This is a genomic window from Chitinophaga ginsengisoli (assembly GCF_003014595.1).
Lineage (GTDB): Bacteria > Bacteroidota > Bacteroidia > Chitinophagales > Chitinophagaceae > Chitinophaga > Chitinophaga ginsengisoli.
On sequence record NZ_PYGK01000005.1, the window covers coordinates 152,774 to 168,912 of the forward strand.

Consider the following 16,139-nt stretch of genomic DNA (forward strand, 5'->3'; position numbering starts at 1 on the left):
TCTCAAACTAACTAAATCATGCTAAACCAGAGAAGATCCGTATTAAAGAAGATAGCAGCCACGCTGGCTGGCATCACAGGTGTCAACGCAATTGCCAGAGCAGCAGCTCCCGCCTTACCGGAAAGTACGCCGCAGGGAGATGTGATCTATGACCAGGAAGTGCCATTGTTCTCATCTTTTAAGGTCCAGGGCAATACGGTCTATATCGCCGGCATAGGCGCCCACTTTGAAGGAGATATCAAAGCACATACGGACCATGTATTAAAGGAAATGGAGAAAGTACTGATCAAGGCAGGTTCATCAATGGAAAAGGTGCTGAAGGTAAGTGTATTCCTGCACGATCTGAATGATTACAAGGCGATGAATGAGGTATTCAGAGGACGGTTCGGCAGCAATCCGCCTGTTCGTACCACAGTAGCAGTATATGGAGGTGTACCTGGCGATTCTCTTGTAGAGATGGATTGCATCGCCACCCTGTAACAGGACGTTTTTTCTTTACTTTTTTCTTTTTTACATATGCAACGCAGAGACTTACTAAAAAATATGTCTGTAATTCCCGTACTGGGCGCATTTGCAGGCAGTGCTAAACTATTGCCCTTACCTGGCGAAGCAGCAGATGCTACGGCAGGAGGAAAGGACTATTTCAAAGAACTGGGCATCCGCACGTTTATTAATGCCGCGGGCACCTATACCTTTATGACAGGCTCCCTGATGCGGGACGAAGTGATGAGCGCCATCAATTATGCTTCCAAAGAGTTTGTATTGCTGGATGAGCTGGAGGACAAGGTAGGGCAGCGTATTGCTACACTATTGCGTTGTGAGTATGCCACCGTTACATCAGGTGCCGCTGCTGCCATGACATTGGGTGCTGCCGGCGTACTGACCGGCATGGACGAAAAGAAAGTAGCACAGCTGCCATTCCTGGAAGGTACAGGCATGAAAACGGAAGTGATCATCCAGAAAGAGCATGATATCGCATATGCACATGCACTGAAAAATACCGGGCTAAGGATCGTGTATGTAACGGGTCGTGAGGAACTGGAAAAAGCGATCAGTGACAAGACTGCCCTGATGTATTTTCTCAACGCCAACAATTTCGAGGGCAAGGTGCAGGTGGAAGAGTTCCTGAAAATAGCGCAGGCGCATAGTATTCCTACCATGATAGACTGTGCAGCAGATGTACCGCCGGTGGAGAACCTGTTTAAATACACAGCGATGGGGTATGACCTCGTGTGCTTTTCCGGAGGAAAAGGCATCCGTGGTCCGCAGAGTGCGGGCCTGCTGTTGGGCAGGAAGAAATATATTGAAGCAGCAAGATTAAGCGCGCCTCCCCGCGGTAATACGATAGGAAGAGGACTAAAGGTCAATAAAGAAGAAATATTAGGGATGCTCGTGGCGCTGGAAACATACCTGGCCATTGATCACGCTAAAGAATGGAAAATGTGGGAGGCGCAAATTAAGCTGATCAGCGACGCTGTAAAAACAGTCGCTGGTGTGGAAACTGAAGTGGTGGTACCGCCGGTAGCCAACCATATACCCACATTGCACATCTCCTGGGACCCCAAGAAGGTACCTGCTACAGCAGCAGATATCAGGCAAAAACTCCGCAGCGGTAATCCTTCTATAGAAGTAGCCGATGGTGCCAATCAGCATACATTCAATGTGACTACCTGGATGCTGGTGCCCGGGCAGGAGAAAATAGTGGCAACGCAACTGAAGAAAGTACTGGCAGAAATGGCGCTGTCTCCAACGCATGGTTGATAAATGGTGGTGTGTTTTCACCTACAGGGAAGTACAGGGCTGGTAAAGTGCACGAATTGCCAGCTCTGCCCTGTTTTTTCTTTTAAAGCAATTTCAGATAATATTATCCGGTAACAGGAAGCTCCTGTCAGTAAATGAAGACTGCGTGTTGATACTGTCGCGCAGCGCTTTGTATATTGTTGCAGCGGGCTACCTGTCCGGGTCTTTCATACATATACAGGTCTCATTAAAAAATAAGGATATGCGGAGTATTATTCAATACCTGGTACTCCTGGTATCGGTGAATATGATAATTACCGGTGCCAAGGCCCAGCAATACAGCCTGTTGATCAAAGGTGGGCATGTGATAGATCCAAAAAATAATATCGATGCAGTGATGGACATTGCATTGACAAACGATACTATTGCCAAGGTAGCTGCTCATATAGATCCAGCTACCGCGCAGAAAACAATTGATGCTACCGGCCTGTATGTAACACCGGGGCTGATAGATATTCACACACATAATTTCTTTGGTACTGTTCCCAACCGTTATCTGAACAACAGTTATGAAGCCGTTGCGCCGGATGGTTTTACCTTTCGTTGTGGCGTAACAACTGTGGTAGATGCAGGCAGTTCAGGCTGGAAGGATTTTGAGGTCTTTCTTGATCAGACTATAAAGCATTCTAAAACAAGAGTGCTTGCTTTTGTTAACATCGTGGGTAGCGGTATGCGTGGCGGACCTTATGAACAGGACCTTACAGATATGGACGCCAAGATGACGGCGCTTACCATCCGCCGTTACAGACAATGGATAGTAGGCATAAAGGTGGCGCATTATGAAGGTGCAGAATGGATCCCCGTAGACCGTGCGGTAGAAGCAGGTAATATGGCCAATACACCTGTGATGATCGATTTTGGTGGCAGTAATCCGCCCTTATCGCTGGAGGAACTATTTATGAAGCACCTGCGTCCCGGCGACATATTTACACATGCTTATGCGAAAGTAAAAGGCCGTATGTCTATCGTGGATGATAATGGCAAACTACGTCCGTTTATGCAGGATGCCCGCAAGAAAGGCATCCTCTTCGACGTGGGGCACGGAGGTACCAGCTTTAGTTATTCCCAGGCTATTCCTGCAATAAAGGCAGGTTTTTATCCCAATACGATCAGCACAGATATTCATACCGGCAGTATGAACGGAGACATGAAAGACATGCTGAACGTAATGTCTAAATTCCTGAATATGGGTATGTCTGTGCAGGAGCTGGTCAAAGCCAGCACTTCTGAAGCAGCCAAAGCGATACATCATGAAGAACTGGGCAACCTCTCAGAAAAAAGTGTAGCAGATATTGCCATCTTACGTGTGGAAAAAGGTAAGTTTGGTTTTACAGATGCACGCACGCGTGTGGCAGGAGATGGTAAGCTGGTATGCGAGGCCACCTTGCGTGCCGGTAAAGTGGTGTACGATCTCAATGGCATTACAGTGACCCAATAGCCCGGCGTATTAAACAGTTATTCTTCATTCAAATACTGATACATGAAATTCTTTTATTTCCTTCCCTTACTGCTGCTATCCTGTTGGTTAAAGGCGCAGACCATTTCCAGGGAGGAATTGATCTTTCTTACTACAGAATGGAAAGGAGAACGTTTTCCTGACGGCAGACCGAAGATACCCGACGCGGTGATCGAGCAGGCGCGTACCGTAAGCCTGGATGATGTATGGACTATTCTTGAAGGAGAGGGATATCATTGCCAGTTTGATGGTGGCTGGAAAATGATCTATGATAACAAACCCATTGTTGGTAGAGCTGTGACAGCGATGTTCATTCCTTCCCGTCCTGATGTGGAAGCACATATGAAGGAAAGGGGGCAGCAGAAAGGGTTTAAAGGCAACAGTAATTCATGGCCGATCCAGCAGTTATCGAAAGGGGATGTATATGTGGCAGATGGCTTTGGTAAAATAACAGATGGTACCCTGATCGGATCCACATTGGGCAATGCTATTTATGCCCGTTCAGGCAACGGCGTGGTTTTTAATGCCGCTGCACGCGACCTGGAAGGGCTGAAGGAGATTGATGGCTTCAATGCGCTGGTAAGGGATTGGGATCCTTCTTTCCTGAAAAATGTGATGTTGTCTGGATTAAATGTGCCGATACGTATCGGCCGTGCGGTAGTGCTGCCAGGCGACCTGGTGCTGACTTCCAGTGAAGGTGTGGTATTTGTGCCGGCGCACCTGGCAGAAAAAGTGATCGGTATTGCCGCATTCATACAAGTAAAAGACCAGTTCGGATTTGAGATGGTGAAGGCCGGGAAGTACACACCCGGAGAGATTGATAATAACTGGACAGACGCCATCCGGGAGGCATTCCTGGAATGGCAGCATAAACAAACGGGCAAAAAGCCTATGACCCGCCAGGAGCTGGACAAGATGCTGGAGAAAAGAACCTGGTGATTATTCTTAAGTATTAAACTATTTCCACTTTATGACAGCATTACTTCCCGCCGCCGGGCCTTTCATCATTGCATTCTGGATCATATTGGCCATTCTTTGTTCAAGACGGCCGCAAACAAAAGGTTTTGTTTATACGCTGATGATCTTTGCAGCTGTTAGCACAGCTATGTATTATCCCCAATACTTTCTGACTGTAGGCAGCTTTGACCTTTCGAAGCTGATTACACCACTTATCCAGATCATCATGTTCGGCATGGGAGCAGCTATGAGTGTACGTGATTTCTATGGCGTGATCAAAATGCCGATGGGTGTTTTCACGGGAGTAGTATGTCATTTCACTATCATGCCTTTTGTAGGATGGGGACTTGCCCATCTGTTCAACTTCCCGCCTGAAATAGCAGCCGGGGTGGTACTGATCGGCACTGTACCCTGCGGCATGGCCTCCAACGTAATATCCTACCTGGCAAAGGCTAACCTGGCGCTGTCGGTTACATTGACGGCAGTCTCTACGATGCTGGCACCTTTTGTAACGCCTTTCCTGATGCAGTGGCTGGCAGGTAGTTATGTGGATATCAGCGTTACTGCTATGATGTGGGACATCTGTAAGATCGTGATCCTGCCTGTGGCGGCTGGTTTGCTCTTCAATCATTTCCTGAGTGGAAAACTGAAATGGCTGGATAATATTATGCCTAAGATATCTATGTCGGCTATTGCCTTTATTATAGTCATCATTACGGCTAAGGGCCGTGAAAGCCTGCTGGACGTGGGTGTGCTGCTGATATTATCATCACTCATTCATAACCTGTCTGGCTACACATTAGGCTATTGGCTGTGCCGCCTTATCAGGATGAATGAACAGGATTGCCGTACTATCGCAATTGAAGTGGGGATGCAGAACGGGGGACTGGCAACGGCCATCGCAAAGAATATGGGCAAGATCGCTACCATCGGTCTGGCGCCAGCTGTATTTGGTCCGCTGATGAACGTAACCGGTTCTCTGCTGGCCTCCTGGTGGCATCGGCATCCGCCAAAGGAGGTAAATGAAAAAGCCGTCCAGCTTGAAGTTGAACGGCTTTAGTTTATCATTTATAATGTACAACAGTTGGTGTGGTACATCAACGAGGTGGAATATATAAATAAAGACAAACGGGGAATTACAGTGTCAAGTGGAAATCAAGATAATGACAAAATGTGAAAAAACTATTCTTTTAAGGTAATTTTTTGTAGTTTTTTTCTGACGGCATTCACTTTGGGCCATAAAATTGTATTTTGTTATATAAAACCACGTATATGAATAATCCTAAACAACGCAGGGAATTCCTCAGGCAGATGGCATTGTATACAATGGGGGCGGGCCTCTTACCCTCCGTCCTGGCAGCCTGTAATAACGGTTCTTCCACAAAGGAAGGCAAAGACAGTACCAACACGAACGCCGGACAGGCAGCTGCTGATAAAACAGCTAAAGACCTGTTCTTTAAGATATCCCTGGCCGAGTGGTCATTCCACGAGGCGCTATTCGGAGGAAAACTGTCACATCTTGACTTTCCGGCGAAAGCGAAAAACGACTTCGGGATTGAGGCTGTTGAATATGTAAATCAGTTTTTTAAAGATAAAGCGACAGATAAAGCCTATCTGGCCGATCTGAAGAAACGCTGCGCCGACAATGGCGTACGCAGTGTATTGATCATGATCGATGGTGAAGGGGAAATGGGAGATATGGATGTGAAGAAAAGGACCAAGGCAGTAGAGAATCACTATAAATGGGTAGAAGCGGCGGAATATCTGGGTTGTCATGCCATCCGCGTAAATGCGGCAGGAGAAGGCAAACCGGATGATGTAGCCAAAGCGGTAGCAGAATCACTGACTAAACTGTCAACATTCGCCAATACACATAACATCAATGTGATCGTGGAAAACCATGGCGGCACTTCCTCTAATGGTAAATGGCTGGCAGCGGTCATGAAGCAGGTGAATATGCCTAATTGCGGCACCTTACCTGACTTTGGTAATTTCTGTATAAACCGTACCAAACCTGTAGACAATACGCCACAGGGTTGGGCAGCTACGAAATGCCTGGAGGAGTATGACCGCTATCAGGGAGTAACAGAATTAATGCCTTTTGCAAAGGGTGTGAGCGCTAAAACACACGATTTTGATGCCGAAGGCAATTGTGTGGAAACTGACTACCGCAAAATGCTGAAAATAGTAAAGGAGGCCGGTTACACAGGTCACATCGGTATCGAATATGAAGGTGCTAAGCTTTCTGAAGACGAAGGTGTACGTAAGACACTGGAACTGCTGAAGAGAGTAGGTGCAGAACTGAGCTGAGAAAGCAAGGAGTATTGAAGATCTCAAAAACCAGGAACGTGCTGTTCCTGGTTTTTTTTATGTAGCGGATATACGAAAAAATAAGAGCTGATTACTCAGCAATATCATTAATCAGGTCGGAATTTAATAGTCACTTTATCTTTGCTGATTTTGTAATTAAACTTTGCAGTCTGACGGATCGCATCCAATACTTTTGTCAGAGATGCCTGATGGAATTCTCCATTGATCCCTCCGGCGGCAGATACATCTCCTTCAACATAGATTTCAGTACTGTACCATTCTTCCAGTTTACGAACAGTATTCATAAACGGTTCATCATGGAAAGTAAGTTTATCCTGTAACCAGGTGGTCATTTCGATCGGCTGATAGGTTTCTTTTTCCATCAGGTCAATTTCTTTATTGGCCAGTACCATATTTCCGGGACCCAGCATTTCCGGCTGATCATCTGTTTTGGAGTGATAGGACTTGGTCACTTTTACTTCGCCGCTTACCACGTAAGCTGTTGCGCCCTGCTGTGATTCAAAACACCGCATTCTAAAGGCTGCAGGTTTTGTAGCGGTCATAGTCAGGATATTCGTTTTTACGGTAAGTGGATAAGCGGTGGAATCAAAGTAAGCTTCTCCGTCCAGCAGCAGCATATGGCTTTTAGCGAAATCAGCAGGTACCAGGAGTAGGGTATTACTGTTCAGTACAACAGGTGTTCCGTCTGGTAAGGAGATCTTTTTTCGTTCTCCCAATATGCCCTCGTAAGTAGTATAGGTCTGTCCTTTTTCCCGAAAGGAAGACAATACTGCTTTAGGACTCCGCAGAAAGAATACAGAAAGAAGGGCGATAACACATAGAACAACTACAACAATATAAAGCGATTTGCGACGTGACCTGGTATTTGATTGCTGAGTAGGCACTGGGAATGTTGGTTTTGATGAAGATATAAAATTAAAGAAAAAAATATAGGACGAAAGCTTTATTGGGTTTAAATAAAAAGAAATTCATAGATGTTCTGTTTAATGAAAGAAGACTTTTGTTTGAGGTTTTCAAAACAGCTGCGACAGGGTTGCCGCTGCTGTCAGATCATTTTGCTGAAAATCTGTCGGCATACTAACTTTGCGGCCCATGGAAAAGCAGCTATCAATATCATTCGAGAATACCGCCATAGCTTTTGAATCAAAGACAGATAAGGCATTAAAAAAAGCTGACTTCCTGTTTAGCAGCATTGGAAAGCCCTGGTTGGTGAAATTAGGGGCTACGGTAACGCCCCTGGCGCTGAAACTGGGATTGCCAATTAAAGGATTGATCCGTAATACCATTTTCAGTCAGTTTTGTGGAGGGGAAAATCTACAGGAGGCAGCACAGGCTGCCACTTTATTAGGAAAGTTCCATGTGGGGGTAGTGCTGGACTATGGTGTGGAAGCCATGGAAGGGGAGGAAAACTATGATCACGCTGTACCTGAATTCATCCGCGCCATAGAATATGCGGCAGGTAATCACAATATCCCGTTCATCGCCATTAAAGTGACCGGCTTTGCCCGCTTTAGCCTGCTGGAAAAGATCCATAGCGGGGAGACACTGACGCAGGAAGAAGTAGCAGAATATGGCCGTGTAAGGAACCGTATTCAATCCATCGCAGCTGCAGCTGCCAAACACAAGATCGGATTGCTGATAGATGCAGAAGAGTCCTGGATCCAGCAGCCAGTAGATGACCTGGCAGGCGAGCTGATGGCACAGTTCAATCAACAGCAGGTAATTGTATATAATACTTTCCAGATGTATCGCCATGACAGACTGGCTTTCCTGAAGAAATCATTCGAAAAGGCACAACAGCAGGGATATTTGCTGGGTGCCAAGCTGGTAAGGGGCGCCTACATGGAAAAAGAGCGTAAGCGGGCGGAAGAGATGGGATACCCTTCTCCGATCCAGCCTAATAAAGAAGCTACCGACAGAGATTATGACGCTGCTGTGAGATTCTGTATGGAACGTGTGGATAAACTGGCTGTATTTGTCGGTACACACAATGAGCAGAGCAGCATGCTGGCGGCGAATCTTTTGCATCAGCAGGAATTGCCACATGACTATTCACATGTCAGCTTCTCCCAGTTACTGGGAATGAGCGATAATATCACCTTTAACCTGGCCCATGCCGGTTATCATGTTTCTAAATACCTGCCTTACGGTCCGGTGAAAGATGTAATGCCCTACCTGCTACGCAGGGCCCAGGAGAATACTTCGATTTCCGGACAAGTAGGACGGGAGCTGGGATTGATCCGCCGCGAAAGAAAGCGGAGAGGAATATAATATATCATAGTATCTTATATTTTTAAATACACATTGCATTTCATAGTAATAGCCTTACTATTATGAAATGCAATAGATAGCATTAAGGAGAGGGGTTACCTCTCCTTAATTCGTTTTAATAAATTGATAATCATATCATTATGCTGTAAATATTTTAAGGAATATATATTTTTATTTAAGGATCACTATCTTTATAGTAAATAAAACTCAATATGACAAATACAATCGTTACTATAACAATTGCCGTAATATTTGGGTTGTCAATAATTGTCCCAATTTTAAGACTTTCATTCAAAACATTTAAAAAGGTTAATAAAATTACTGTTGAAAGTAAATTGAGTGGCGAAGTAGTGGAACTTGACCTTAATAAAAAAAACAATGTTGATAAAGTCGAACGATTTGCGGATATATTACTAGGACTTAAATAGTTAATATTTGGCAAGCAAAAAATCTCAGTTATCCTCAAAAGCAATAAAACAAGATAATATAGCGGGCGCAGGTGGCGGAATGTTAATTGCAAGTTTAGCTAATAATCTTCCTGAAAGTAATTCCTTTAAATCATGGTTATTAATCTTAGCTCCACTTTTAACTATCATAATAAAGTCAAGCTGGGACTTCATATGGGGGGAGATAGTAGCCTATTTTAAGAAATTACGAGCCCTGGTGCACTACCAAATAATTCATCCGGATGAAGTAAGGACAAATTCGTTACTTTGCTGCCATGGAACAATACCTTCAATTACTCCAACATATTATAGATCAGGGAGCTGTGAAAACAGACCGGACAGGTACCGGTACCACAAGCTGCTTTGGTGCACAGTTAAGGTTTGATCTGCAGAAAGGATTTCCGCTTGTCACGACGAAGAAACTGCACCTGAAATCCATCATTTATGAGCTGTTATGGTTCCTGAACGGGGACACTAATATTAAGTACCTGAAGGACCATGGTGTAAGCATCTGGAACGAGTGGGCCAATGAAAACGGAGACTTAGGCCCTGTTTATGGTAAACAATGGCGTAGTTGGGAAACGAAAGATGGCCGGACCATTGACCAGATCAGCGAAGCAGTAAAGACAATCAAGAATAATCCGGATTCCCGCAGGATCATCGTGAACGCCTGGAATGTGGGCGACCTGCCTGACATGGCATTAAGTCCCTGTCATTGCCTGTTCCAGTTCTATGTGGCCAACGGCCGCCTGAGCTGTCAGCTTTACCAGCGTAGTGCAGATGTATTCCTGGGAGTACCTTTTAACATCGCCTCCTATGCTATCCTCACGATGATGATGGCGCAGGTATGTGACCTGGAGCCGGGAGAGTTTATCCATACATTCGGGGATGTACACCTATACAGCAATCATATCGAGCAGGCTAAGCTGCAACTCAGCCGCCAGCCGTTTGAACTGCCAACCTTGAAGATCAATCCGGCGGTGAAAGATATTTTCAGTTTCAAATTTGAAGATTTTGAGCTGCTGAATTATCAGCACCATCCGCATATCAAGGCGCCGGTGGCTGTATAAGGAACGGTACTTATTCTGAATTTTAAATGTTTACTACTTGACACTTTCTATAATAGTTGCGGCTTCTGAAAATAATGTGATCGGCGTCAATAATCATCTGCCCTGGCATTTACCAGTTGATATGAAATATTTTAAGGACATGACAATGGGTAAACCAATTGTGATGGGCCGTAAATCTTTCGAGGAGCTGGGACGTGTGCTGCCGGGAAGGCCCAATATCATGATCACCCGTCAGTCTGATTATAAAGCCGAGGGACTTTATATCGTGCCTTCCCTGGAAGCTGGTATTGAAAAGGCAAAAACATTCGGAACAGAGGAGATCTTTATTACCGGTGGTGGTGAGATTTTCAAAATGGCCTTACCGATCATAGACAGATTATATCTTACACGTGTGCATGCAGAAGTAAGCGGCGATACTTATTTCCCGGAGTTTGATCCGAGAGGATGGAAACTGGTGAAAAATGAACGTCATGAAAAAGATGAAAAACATGCATACGCATTGACCTTCCAGGTCTGGGAAAGAGAGAAATAAAATAGTATACGTTATAGTGAGGATCCCACTTGGTTTACCAGTGGGATTTTTTATTAAATGAGTGTATTTGTATATATTTGAGTATAGCAAATTTATACCCATATTACTTATGAAAAGAAGTCTATTATTGTTTGTCGTACTCGCTCTTGGCCAAATGGCTATAGCTAAAAATCCGGTTATTTCCTGTGCTGATTCCCGCTCCTATACAAAGGATGCAGCAGTTACCTATATGGATCTGACATACCGATATCTCAGACCATGTTCAGATACCGTGGTACTCGTAGCACATGTGTATAACAGAACGTCGCCGAAATTTACCGTTGTATGGTATAACGGTGCTGTAGGCGATTCAATTTATGTGTCCGTTGCATTGAATAATATACTTTCGTCTTATACGGCGGTTTTAAAAAATCCGTTGGGAACAGTAATTGACAGAGACACATTAAAAGTCTTACCCCAACAAGACCTGCATCCGACACTTGAAATACATCGTTCGGCTGTCCTGAATAATGATACGCTGATGGCTTTTCCGCAACAGCCAGCATCGGGTATTGAGTATTTCTACAAGTGGTACCGTGGTGTCTGGGAAATACAGGAAGGTGACTTCCCCGTGCTAATTAATCCGGCGCCAGGTACTTATAAGGTATATGTTCGTAACAGTGCAGGTTGTAGCGGCGTCACTGATACAGTGCAGTTTGCCCGCACAACTGATTCATCGCTGAATGCATCCGCAGCCAATGCATCCCGGTTTGCATCGATCAATGATCAGGGAGAAGTAACGTTGGGCGCTAATAAGGTGAAAGTGTTCCCGAATCCTTCAAGGGGGCAGGTATCCCTGCAGTTTGAGCAACCATTACAGAAAACCGTAACGGTGAATATCTACAATCTACAGGGACGGGTAATGTATACCCGTACTACGACTCAGCAACTGCAGCCACTGGAGCTGTCTGGTTTACCGAAAGGCTATTATCTGATAGAACTGAAGGGAAATGGTGAAAAGAAAGTATTGCCGCTGATTCTCCAATAGAAAAGTCTCATAAAGAAAAAAGGGCTGACTGTCTGACAGTCGGCCCCTCTTTTATACATCACCGTGAAGGCGTTTTTAGTCTAAATATTGACATCGCTTCTTCGATGCTAAAAGGTCGCTTCTTCGACGCTTGTTCGACCCTGATAGGAACATAAGCCTGCTGCTGTCATTCTGACAAAGATCATTTGAAAACCACCGTTCCAAGTCCCTTGGTGAGCTCTCCCTCCAGTTGTTTCAGGTGGATATTCATCTGCATACACTTGATCTGCTCATCAATGTCGGCACAGCGTTGTAATTCCTCCTGATTTTCCACGATCATTTTACGGATCTTCCTCAAAATGAGATAGTTGGTCGTAGAGATCGTATCCTTCAGGTAGGCATTGTCGCCATATACCGTATCTATTTCAAATTTGTCTTTCCAGGCAGCGCTCAGTTCGGCTTCTTTATCTTCCATAATACCAACCACCATACTGGCAACATCCTGGTCATTATGATAAAGGAACCACTTCTTATCAGGCAGGTTATCCTGGTCGTACATCTCTTTGTATTCCCGCAAGATCCTTTTCACCAGCTCATTGTCTGCCAGTGATTCAAAGTCGTAGGGAAGGTGGAAGATATAGTCAGCCACGGAGCTTTTATCTTCTTCACTAAAGGGCTTGTCGCCGAAACGCAGGAGTATCTTCACCAGTTCCCTTTCCTGTTTCTCATCCGGGTTGAAGAAGTTGACAGCTGGTTCTCCACCGTTTTCCATGGCCTCCATGGCGGCAATAGCCTCCGGGGAGAGCTCATCGTCCATAGATGGTGCGGCCGCGGGATTATCCCTCGCCTGCTGTTGTTCTTTTTTCTGGAAGCGCTCGCGGATAAACTTGTTCACCAGGTTGATAAGACCCTGTTCGTCGATCTTCAGTACCTGGCTGCACTGGCGGATGTAGTCCTGCTGACGGGTAAAGTCCTCCGTTTTATCGATCTTGGAGATGGTCTCCGCAATCTCATTTACCAGCTGGGACTTACGGTTGCTGTCATTGCCTGCGTCCTGCATGGAGATCTGCAGTTTGAACAGCACGAAATCCTGCTTATTACTGGCGATAAACTCACGGAAAGCATCTGCCCCTATCTTCTGCACATAGCTGTCCGGGTCTTCCTTATCTGGGATCAGAACCAGTTTTACGTTCAGGCCTTCCTCGATCGCCATATCCAGCCCTCTTAGGGCCGCCTTGATACCGGCATTGTCCCCATCGAAGAGGATGGTGAGGTTATTCGTATATTTTTTGATCAGCCGCAGCTGGTGTTGGGTCAGGGAAGTACCGCTGGAAGCTACCACATTCTCAATACCCGCCTGGTGGAGGGAGATCACGTCTGTATATCCTTCTACCAGCAGACATTCATTCAGTTTATCAATGGCATGCCGGGCAAAGTAGGTACCATATAGTACCCTGTTCTTTACATAGATCTCGTTTTCCGGTGAGTTGATATATTTTGGGGCGCGGTCGTTCTTGACGAGAATACGCGCACCAAATCCGAGTACCTTACCGCTCTGGTTATGGATAGGGAAGATCACACGGCCCCGGTAGTTATCTCCCGGCTGCTCATTCCTGACGGTGACCAATCCTGTCTTTTGCAGGTATTCCAGGTTATAGCCTTTGGACAGGGCTGTTTTGGTGAAGGCATCCCAGGTATTCAGGCTGTAGCCCAGCTGGAATTTACGGATGGTTTCCTGGGTAAAACCACGTTCTTCAAAGTAGCTGAGGCCTACGTTCTGGCCTTCTTCGGTATTAAAAAGGGTATTGGAAAAGTATTCGCGGGCGAAACCATTGATAATATAGAGGCTGTCTGCCATCAGCTGCTGCTGTTTAGCTTCAGGACTTACCTCGGTTTCCTCAATAGGTACGTCATATTTCTGTGCCAGCCAGCGTAAAGCTTCCACATAGGAATACTTTTCATGTTCCATCAGGAACTTGATGGCATTACCGCTCTGGCCGCAACCGAAACATTTGAATATTTCCTTGCTCGGGGTAACTGTAAAAGAAGGGGACTTCTCGTTATGGAAGGGACACAGCCCTAAGTAGTTGGCACCCCGCTTTTTAAGTTTCACGAAATTGCCTACTATCTCCACAATGTCAATCCGGCTGAGTATCTGTTGTATGGTATTCTGTGAAATCAATGGCGCTTAATTCAGACTGCAAACTTAAAGAAATTTCAGCGCTTGACCGGGCTGAGGGTACACATTGTTACCCGAGCCCATCCGCCGGAAGAGTAAATCGGCAGTTTTTATGCCATTACTAAAAGCAGTAGTGTGATCCTTGCCCGCAAAACATAATTAAAGTACAGCCATTGATGTGATAATAGATTAATCCTACCTTATTAAATATAACCGTGCCTGATAGTATTGTCGGTTGGACCATTTCATTAGGAATGAATAATGTTAAAAAAACACCTTACTTGGATAATTTACCATTTATTTAAAATAGTATCATGATCTAATTTTAGACAGCACGTTTTAAAAAAACTAAAACAGCACTACAAAGAGGGGGATCAGAACAGTGTTCACGCATATTGCCAATAATGATCAACAGCTGGCTGCACGCCTACGCGACGGTGACCACAATGCTTTTAAAGAATTATATGCTGCCTATCATCAGCTATTATATGGTACAGCGTGTAAGTATCTGAAAAGTACCACTGCTGCGGAGGATGCCGTACACGAGGTATTCGTGAAGGTATGGCTGCACCGTGAAGAACTGGACCCTTCGCAGGGAGTCCGTAATTTCCTCTTTAAATGCCTCAAGTTCCATGTATTGAATCTCATCCGCGATCATAAGCGCAGTCTGTCCAAACAATATGAATTGATATATAATGCCAGTAGTGAACACCAGGACACCGAATCGACCGTTATCTTTAATGACTATCGCAAAGTAGTGGACCACGCCATTAATAATCTCTCCGCCCAGAAGAAAAAGATCTTCCGCCTGCGCTCCTACGAAGGACTTAGTAATGAGGAAGTAGCCCGTCAACTGGGATTATCCATTAATACCGTCAAATTTCAGTACGCCCAGGCAAGTAAGGCGTTGAAACACGCATTAAAGATCATGATGAGCGTACTTTTGAGCCTTTCCTTTCTTATTATTATCTTTTCTTAACTTTTTTTTCATTTCATATAATACTTTTCATTTTCTGAGGTGTAGTACTATATAGAACGTAAATTTTCATTTGTTTTATTTTCATCGTAATCCACATTATGGAGCAATTCGACCAAAGTCTGCTGCATAAATTTCAGCTTAACCAATGTACTCCCGAGGAATACGAAAGGGTATTGGAATGGTTTACTACTCCGGCAGGAAGGGAATACCTGGATAGTGTCATGACGCAGGACCTTGATATGGCAAAGCCGGATATCATGATGTCTTCATCACAGTCAGACCAACTCTACCAGCGTATCCTGGATACTACAGGGCAGGAGCCATTACGCTATAGCCGGTCACGTTGGTTTACAGGTTTCAAAGTAGCTGCCGTATTATCCGGTACTTTATTGCTTGCCTATGGTGGGTGGAGAGTGTATAACCGGCACCGTAACACCGTTATCCAGACAGCTTATGGGGAAGTACGTACTGTAGTACTGCCGGATCAGTCAGAAGTTACCCTGAATGGCAACAGTACACTACGTTATGCCAACAACTGGGAGGGTACCGGAGACCGTGAGGTATGGATTGAAGGGGAAGCCTTCTTCTCTGTAAAACCATCTGCCGTCCCCCGTTCATTCCAGGTACATACTGCCAGTAAAATGAATGTGGAAGTATTGGGCACAACTTTTAATCTCGTGGATCGTCACGGACATATGCAGGTAGTCCTGAATAGCGGTAAGGTGCGCCTGCACAGCAACAGGACGCCGGCGGAAACAATCACCATGCAACCGGGAGATCTGGTGGAATACAAAGAACAGGTACGTACAAAGGTGAAGAACCATACAGATACACAGCGTTATTCTTCCTGGAAAAGAAACAGTCTGCAGTTTGAAAATGCCAGCTTTGCAGAACTGTCGCAGCTATTGGAAGATACCTACGGTGTAACTGTAGAGATAAAGGACACTTCATTATTACATCAGGAATTTACGGGTACAGTGCCCAGCCAGCAAATGGAGATGCTGCTGGACGGACTTTCACAGCTTTTTCACCTGAAAGTAAGCCACGTCGACAATACCGTTATTATCGAGAGAAAGACTAATTAGAAAAACAATGCAGTACATACTGCAGAC

16 protein-coding genes are annotated in these 16,139 nt (G+C 45.1%); 13 read left to right on the forward strand and 3 right to left on the reverse strand.

Annotated elements, in window-relative coordinates:
* Positions 1–18 precede the first annotated feature (18 nt).
* From CLV42_RS14180 to CLV42_RS14205, 6 genes are all read left to right on the forward strand, one after another.
* The gene (locus CLV42_RS14180; protein ID WP_106602585.1) at positions 19–480 is read left to right on the forward strand and encodes a RidA family protein; all 462 of its coding nucleotides are present in this window, start codon (positions 19–21) and stop codon (positions 478–480) included.
* A 63-nt stretch (positions 481–543) separates the two neighbouring features.
* A complete protein-coding gene (locus CLV42_RS14185) occupies positions 544–1,761 on the forward strand; it encodes an aminotransferase class V-fold PLP-dependent enzyme (protein WP_245901651.1) in 1,218 nt (405 codons plus the stop codon).
* 241 nt (positions 1,762–2,002) lie between these two features.
* Positions 2,003–3,238, forward strand: coding sequence for an amidohydrolase/deacetylase family metallohydrolase (locus tag CLV42_RS14190; RefSeq protein WP_106602878.1), 1,236 nt, complete (start codon positions 2,003–2,005; stop codon positions 3,236–3,238).
* 42 nt (positions 3,239–3,280) lie between these two features.
* Complete coding sequence (locus CLV42_RS14195; RefSeq protein ID WP_106602587.1) at positions 3,281–4,195, forward strand: RraA family protein; 915 nt, start codon at positions 3,281–3,283, stop codon at positions 4,193–4,195.
* 31 nt (positions 4,196–4,226) lie between these two features.
* The gene (locus CLV42_RS14200) at positions 4,227–5,273 is read left to right on the forward strand and encodes a bile acid:sodium symporter family protein (RefSeq protein WP_106602588.1); all 1,047 of its coding nucleotides are present in this window, start codon (positions 4,227–4,229) and stop codon (positions 5,271–5,273) included.
* A gap of 212 nt (positions 5,274–5,485) precedes the next feature.
* Positions 5,486–6,523, forward strand: coding sequence for a sugar phosphate isomerase/epimerase family protein (locus CLV42_RS14205; protein ID WP_106602589.1), 1,038 nt, complete (start codon positions 5,486–5,488; stop codon positions 6,521–6,523).
* A 107-nt stretch (positions 6,524–6,630) separates the two neighbouring features.
* Here CLV42_RS14205 and CLV42_RS14210 read toward each other — a convergent pair whose 3' ends face one another.
* Complete coding sequence (locus CLV42_RS14210) at positions 6,631–7,428, reverse strand: FecR family protein (protein ID WP_106602590.1); 798 nt, start codon at positions 7,426–7,428, stop codon at positions 6,631–6,633.
* Positions 7,429–7,636: 208 nt separating this feature from the next.
* Here CLV42_RS14210 and CLV42_RS14215 point away from each other — a divergent pair, with 208 nt between their 5' ends.
* Positions 7,637–8,815 (forward strand): proline dehydrogenase family protein, encoded by a 1,179-nt coding sequence (locus CLV42_RS14215; protein WP_106602591.1) that lies wholly within the window; start codon positions 7,637–7,639, stop codon positions 8,813–8,815.
* Between the two features lie 212 nt (positions 8,816–9,027).
* On the forward strand, positions 9,028–9,243 hold the full coding sequence (locus CLV42_RS14220; protein ID WP_106602592.1) for a hypothetical protein: 216 nt from the start codon (positions 9,028–9,030) through the stop codon (positions 9,241–9,243).
* A gap of 24 nt (positions 9,244–9,267) precedes the next feature.
* On the opposite strand, the gene CLV42_RS33920 is transcribed toward CLV42_RS14220, so the two are convergent.
* Positions 9,268–9,435 (reverse strand): hypothetical protein, encoded by a 168-nt coding sequence (locus CLV42_RS33920; RefSeq protein WP_170117511.1) that lies wholly within the window; start codon positions 9,433–9,435, stop codon positions 9,268–9,270.
* 101 nt (positions 9,436–9,536) lie between these two features.
* Here CLV42_RS33920 and CLV42_RS14225 point away from each other — a divergent pair, with 101 nt between their 5' ends.
* The 3 genes from CLV42_RS14225 to CLV42_RS14235 all read left to right on the forward strand — a co-directional run bounded on the left by CLV42_RS14225 (position 9,537) and on the right by CLV42_RS14235 (position 11,890).
* Complete coding sequence (locus CLV42_RS14225; protein ID WP_106602593.1) at positions 9,537–10,331, forward strand: thymidylate synthase; 795 nt, start codon at positions 9,537–9,539, stop codon at positions 10,329–10,331.
* A gap of 37 nt (positions 10,332–10,368) precedes the next feature.
* Entirely contained in the window at positions 10,369–10,863 is a 495-nt protein-coding gene (locus tag CLV42_RS14230) for a dihydrofolate reductase (RefSeq protein WP_106602594.1), read from the forward strand.
* 109 nt (positions 10,864–10,972) lie between these two features.
* Complete coding sequence (locus tag CLV42_RS14235) at positions 10,973–11,890, forward strand: T9SS type A sorting domain-containing protein (protein ID WP_106602595.1); 918 nt, start codon at positions 10,973–10,975, stop codon at positions 11,888–11,890.
* 181 nt (positions 11,891–12,071) lie between these two features.
* On the opposite strand, the gene dnaG is transcribed toward CLV42_RS14235, so the two are convergent.
* On the reverse strand, positions 12,072–14,051 hold the full coding sequence (gene dnaG / locus CLV42_RS14240; RefSeq protein ID WP_106602596.1) for a DNA primase: 1,980 nt from the start codon (positions 14,049–14,051) through the stop codon (positions 12,072–12,074).
* Between the two features lie 379 nt (positions 14,052–14,430).
* Between dnaG and CLV42_RS14245 the strand changes: the two genes are divergently transcribed.
* Both CLV42_RS14245 and CLV42_RS14250 read left to right on the forward strand, forming a co-directional pair.
* Complete coding sequence (locus CLV42_RS14245) at positions 14,431–15,027, forward strand: RNA polymerase sigma factor (protein WP_170117512.1); 597 nt, start codon at positions 14,431–14,433, stop codon at positions 15,025–15,027.
* A 98-nt stretch (positions 15,028–15,125) separates the two neighbouring features.
* A complete protein-coding gene (locus tag CLV42_RS14250; protein ID WP_106602598.1) occupies positions 15,126–16,112 on the forward strand; it encodes a FecR family protein in 987 nt (328 codons plus the stop codon).
* Positions 16,113–16,139: the final 27 nt, after the last annotated feature.

Bases quoted from the DNA above. Each gene is read 5' to 3' on its own strand.
- CLV42_RS14180 (WP_106602585.1), top strand. From the start codon at position 19: ATGCTAAACCAGAGAAGATCCGTATTAAAGAAGATAGCAGCCACGCTG.
- CLV42_RS14220 (WP_106602592.1), top strand. From the start codon at position 9,028: ATGACAAATACAATCGTTACTATAACAATTGCCGTAATATTTGGGTTG.
- CLV42_RS14225 (WP_106602593.1), top strand. From the start codon at position 9,537: ATGGAACAATACCTTCAATTACTCCAACATATTATAGATCAGGGAGCT.
- CLV42_RS14205 (WP_106602589.1), top strand. From the start codon at position 5,486: ATGAATAATCCTAAACAACGCAGGGAATTCCTCAGGCAGATGGCATTG.
- CLV42_RS14235 (WP_106602595.1), top strand. From the start codon at position 10,973: ATGAAAAGAAGTCTATTATTGTTTGTCGTACTCGCTCTTGGCCAAATG.
- CLV42_RS14250 (WP_106602598.1), top strand. From the start codon at position 15,126: ATGGAGCAATTCGACCAAAGTCTGCTGCATAAATTTCAGCTTAACCAA.
- CLV42_RS33920 (WP_170117511.1), bottom strand. From the start codon at position 9,435: ATGAAGTCCCAGCTTGACTTTATTATGATAGTTAAAAGTGGAGCTAAG.
- CLV42_RS14185 (WP_245901651.1), top strand. From the start codon at position 544: ATGTCTGTAATTCCCGTACTGGGCGCATTTGCAGGCAGTGCTAAACTA.
- CLV42_RS14190 (WP_106602878.1), top strand. From the start codon at position 2,003: ATGCGGAGTATTATTCAATACCTGGTACTCCTGGTATCGGTGAATATG.
- CLV42_RS14200 (WP_106602588.1), top strand. From the start codon at position 4,227: ATGACAGCATTACTTCCCGCCGCCGGGCCTTTCATCATTGCATTCTGG.
- CLV42_RS14195 (WP_106602587.1), top strand. From the start codon at position 3,281: ATGAAATTCTTTTATTTCCTTCCCTTACTGCTGCTATCCTGTTGGTTA.
- CLV42_RS14215 (WP_106602591.1), top strand. From the start codon at position 7,637: ATGGAAAAGCAGCTATCAATATCATTCGAGAATACCGCCATAGCTTTT.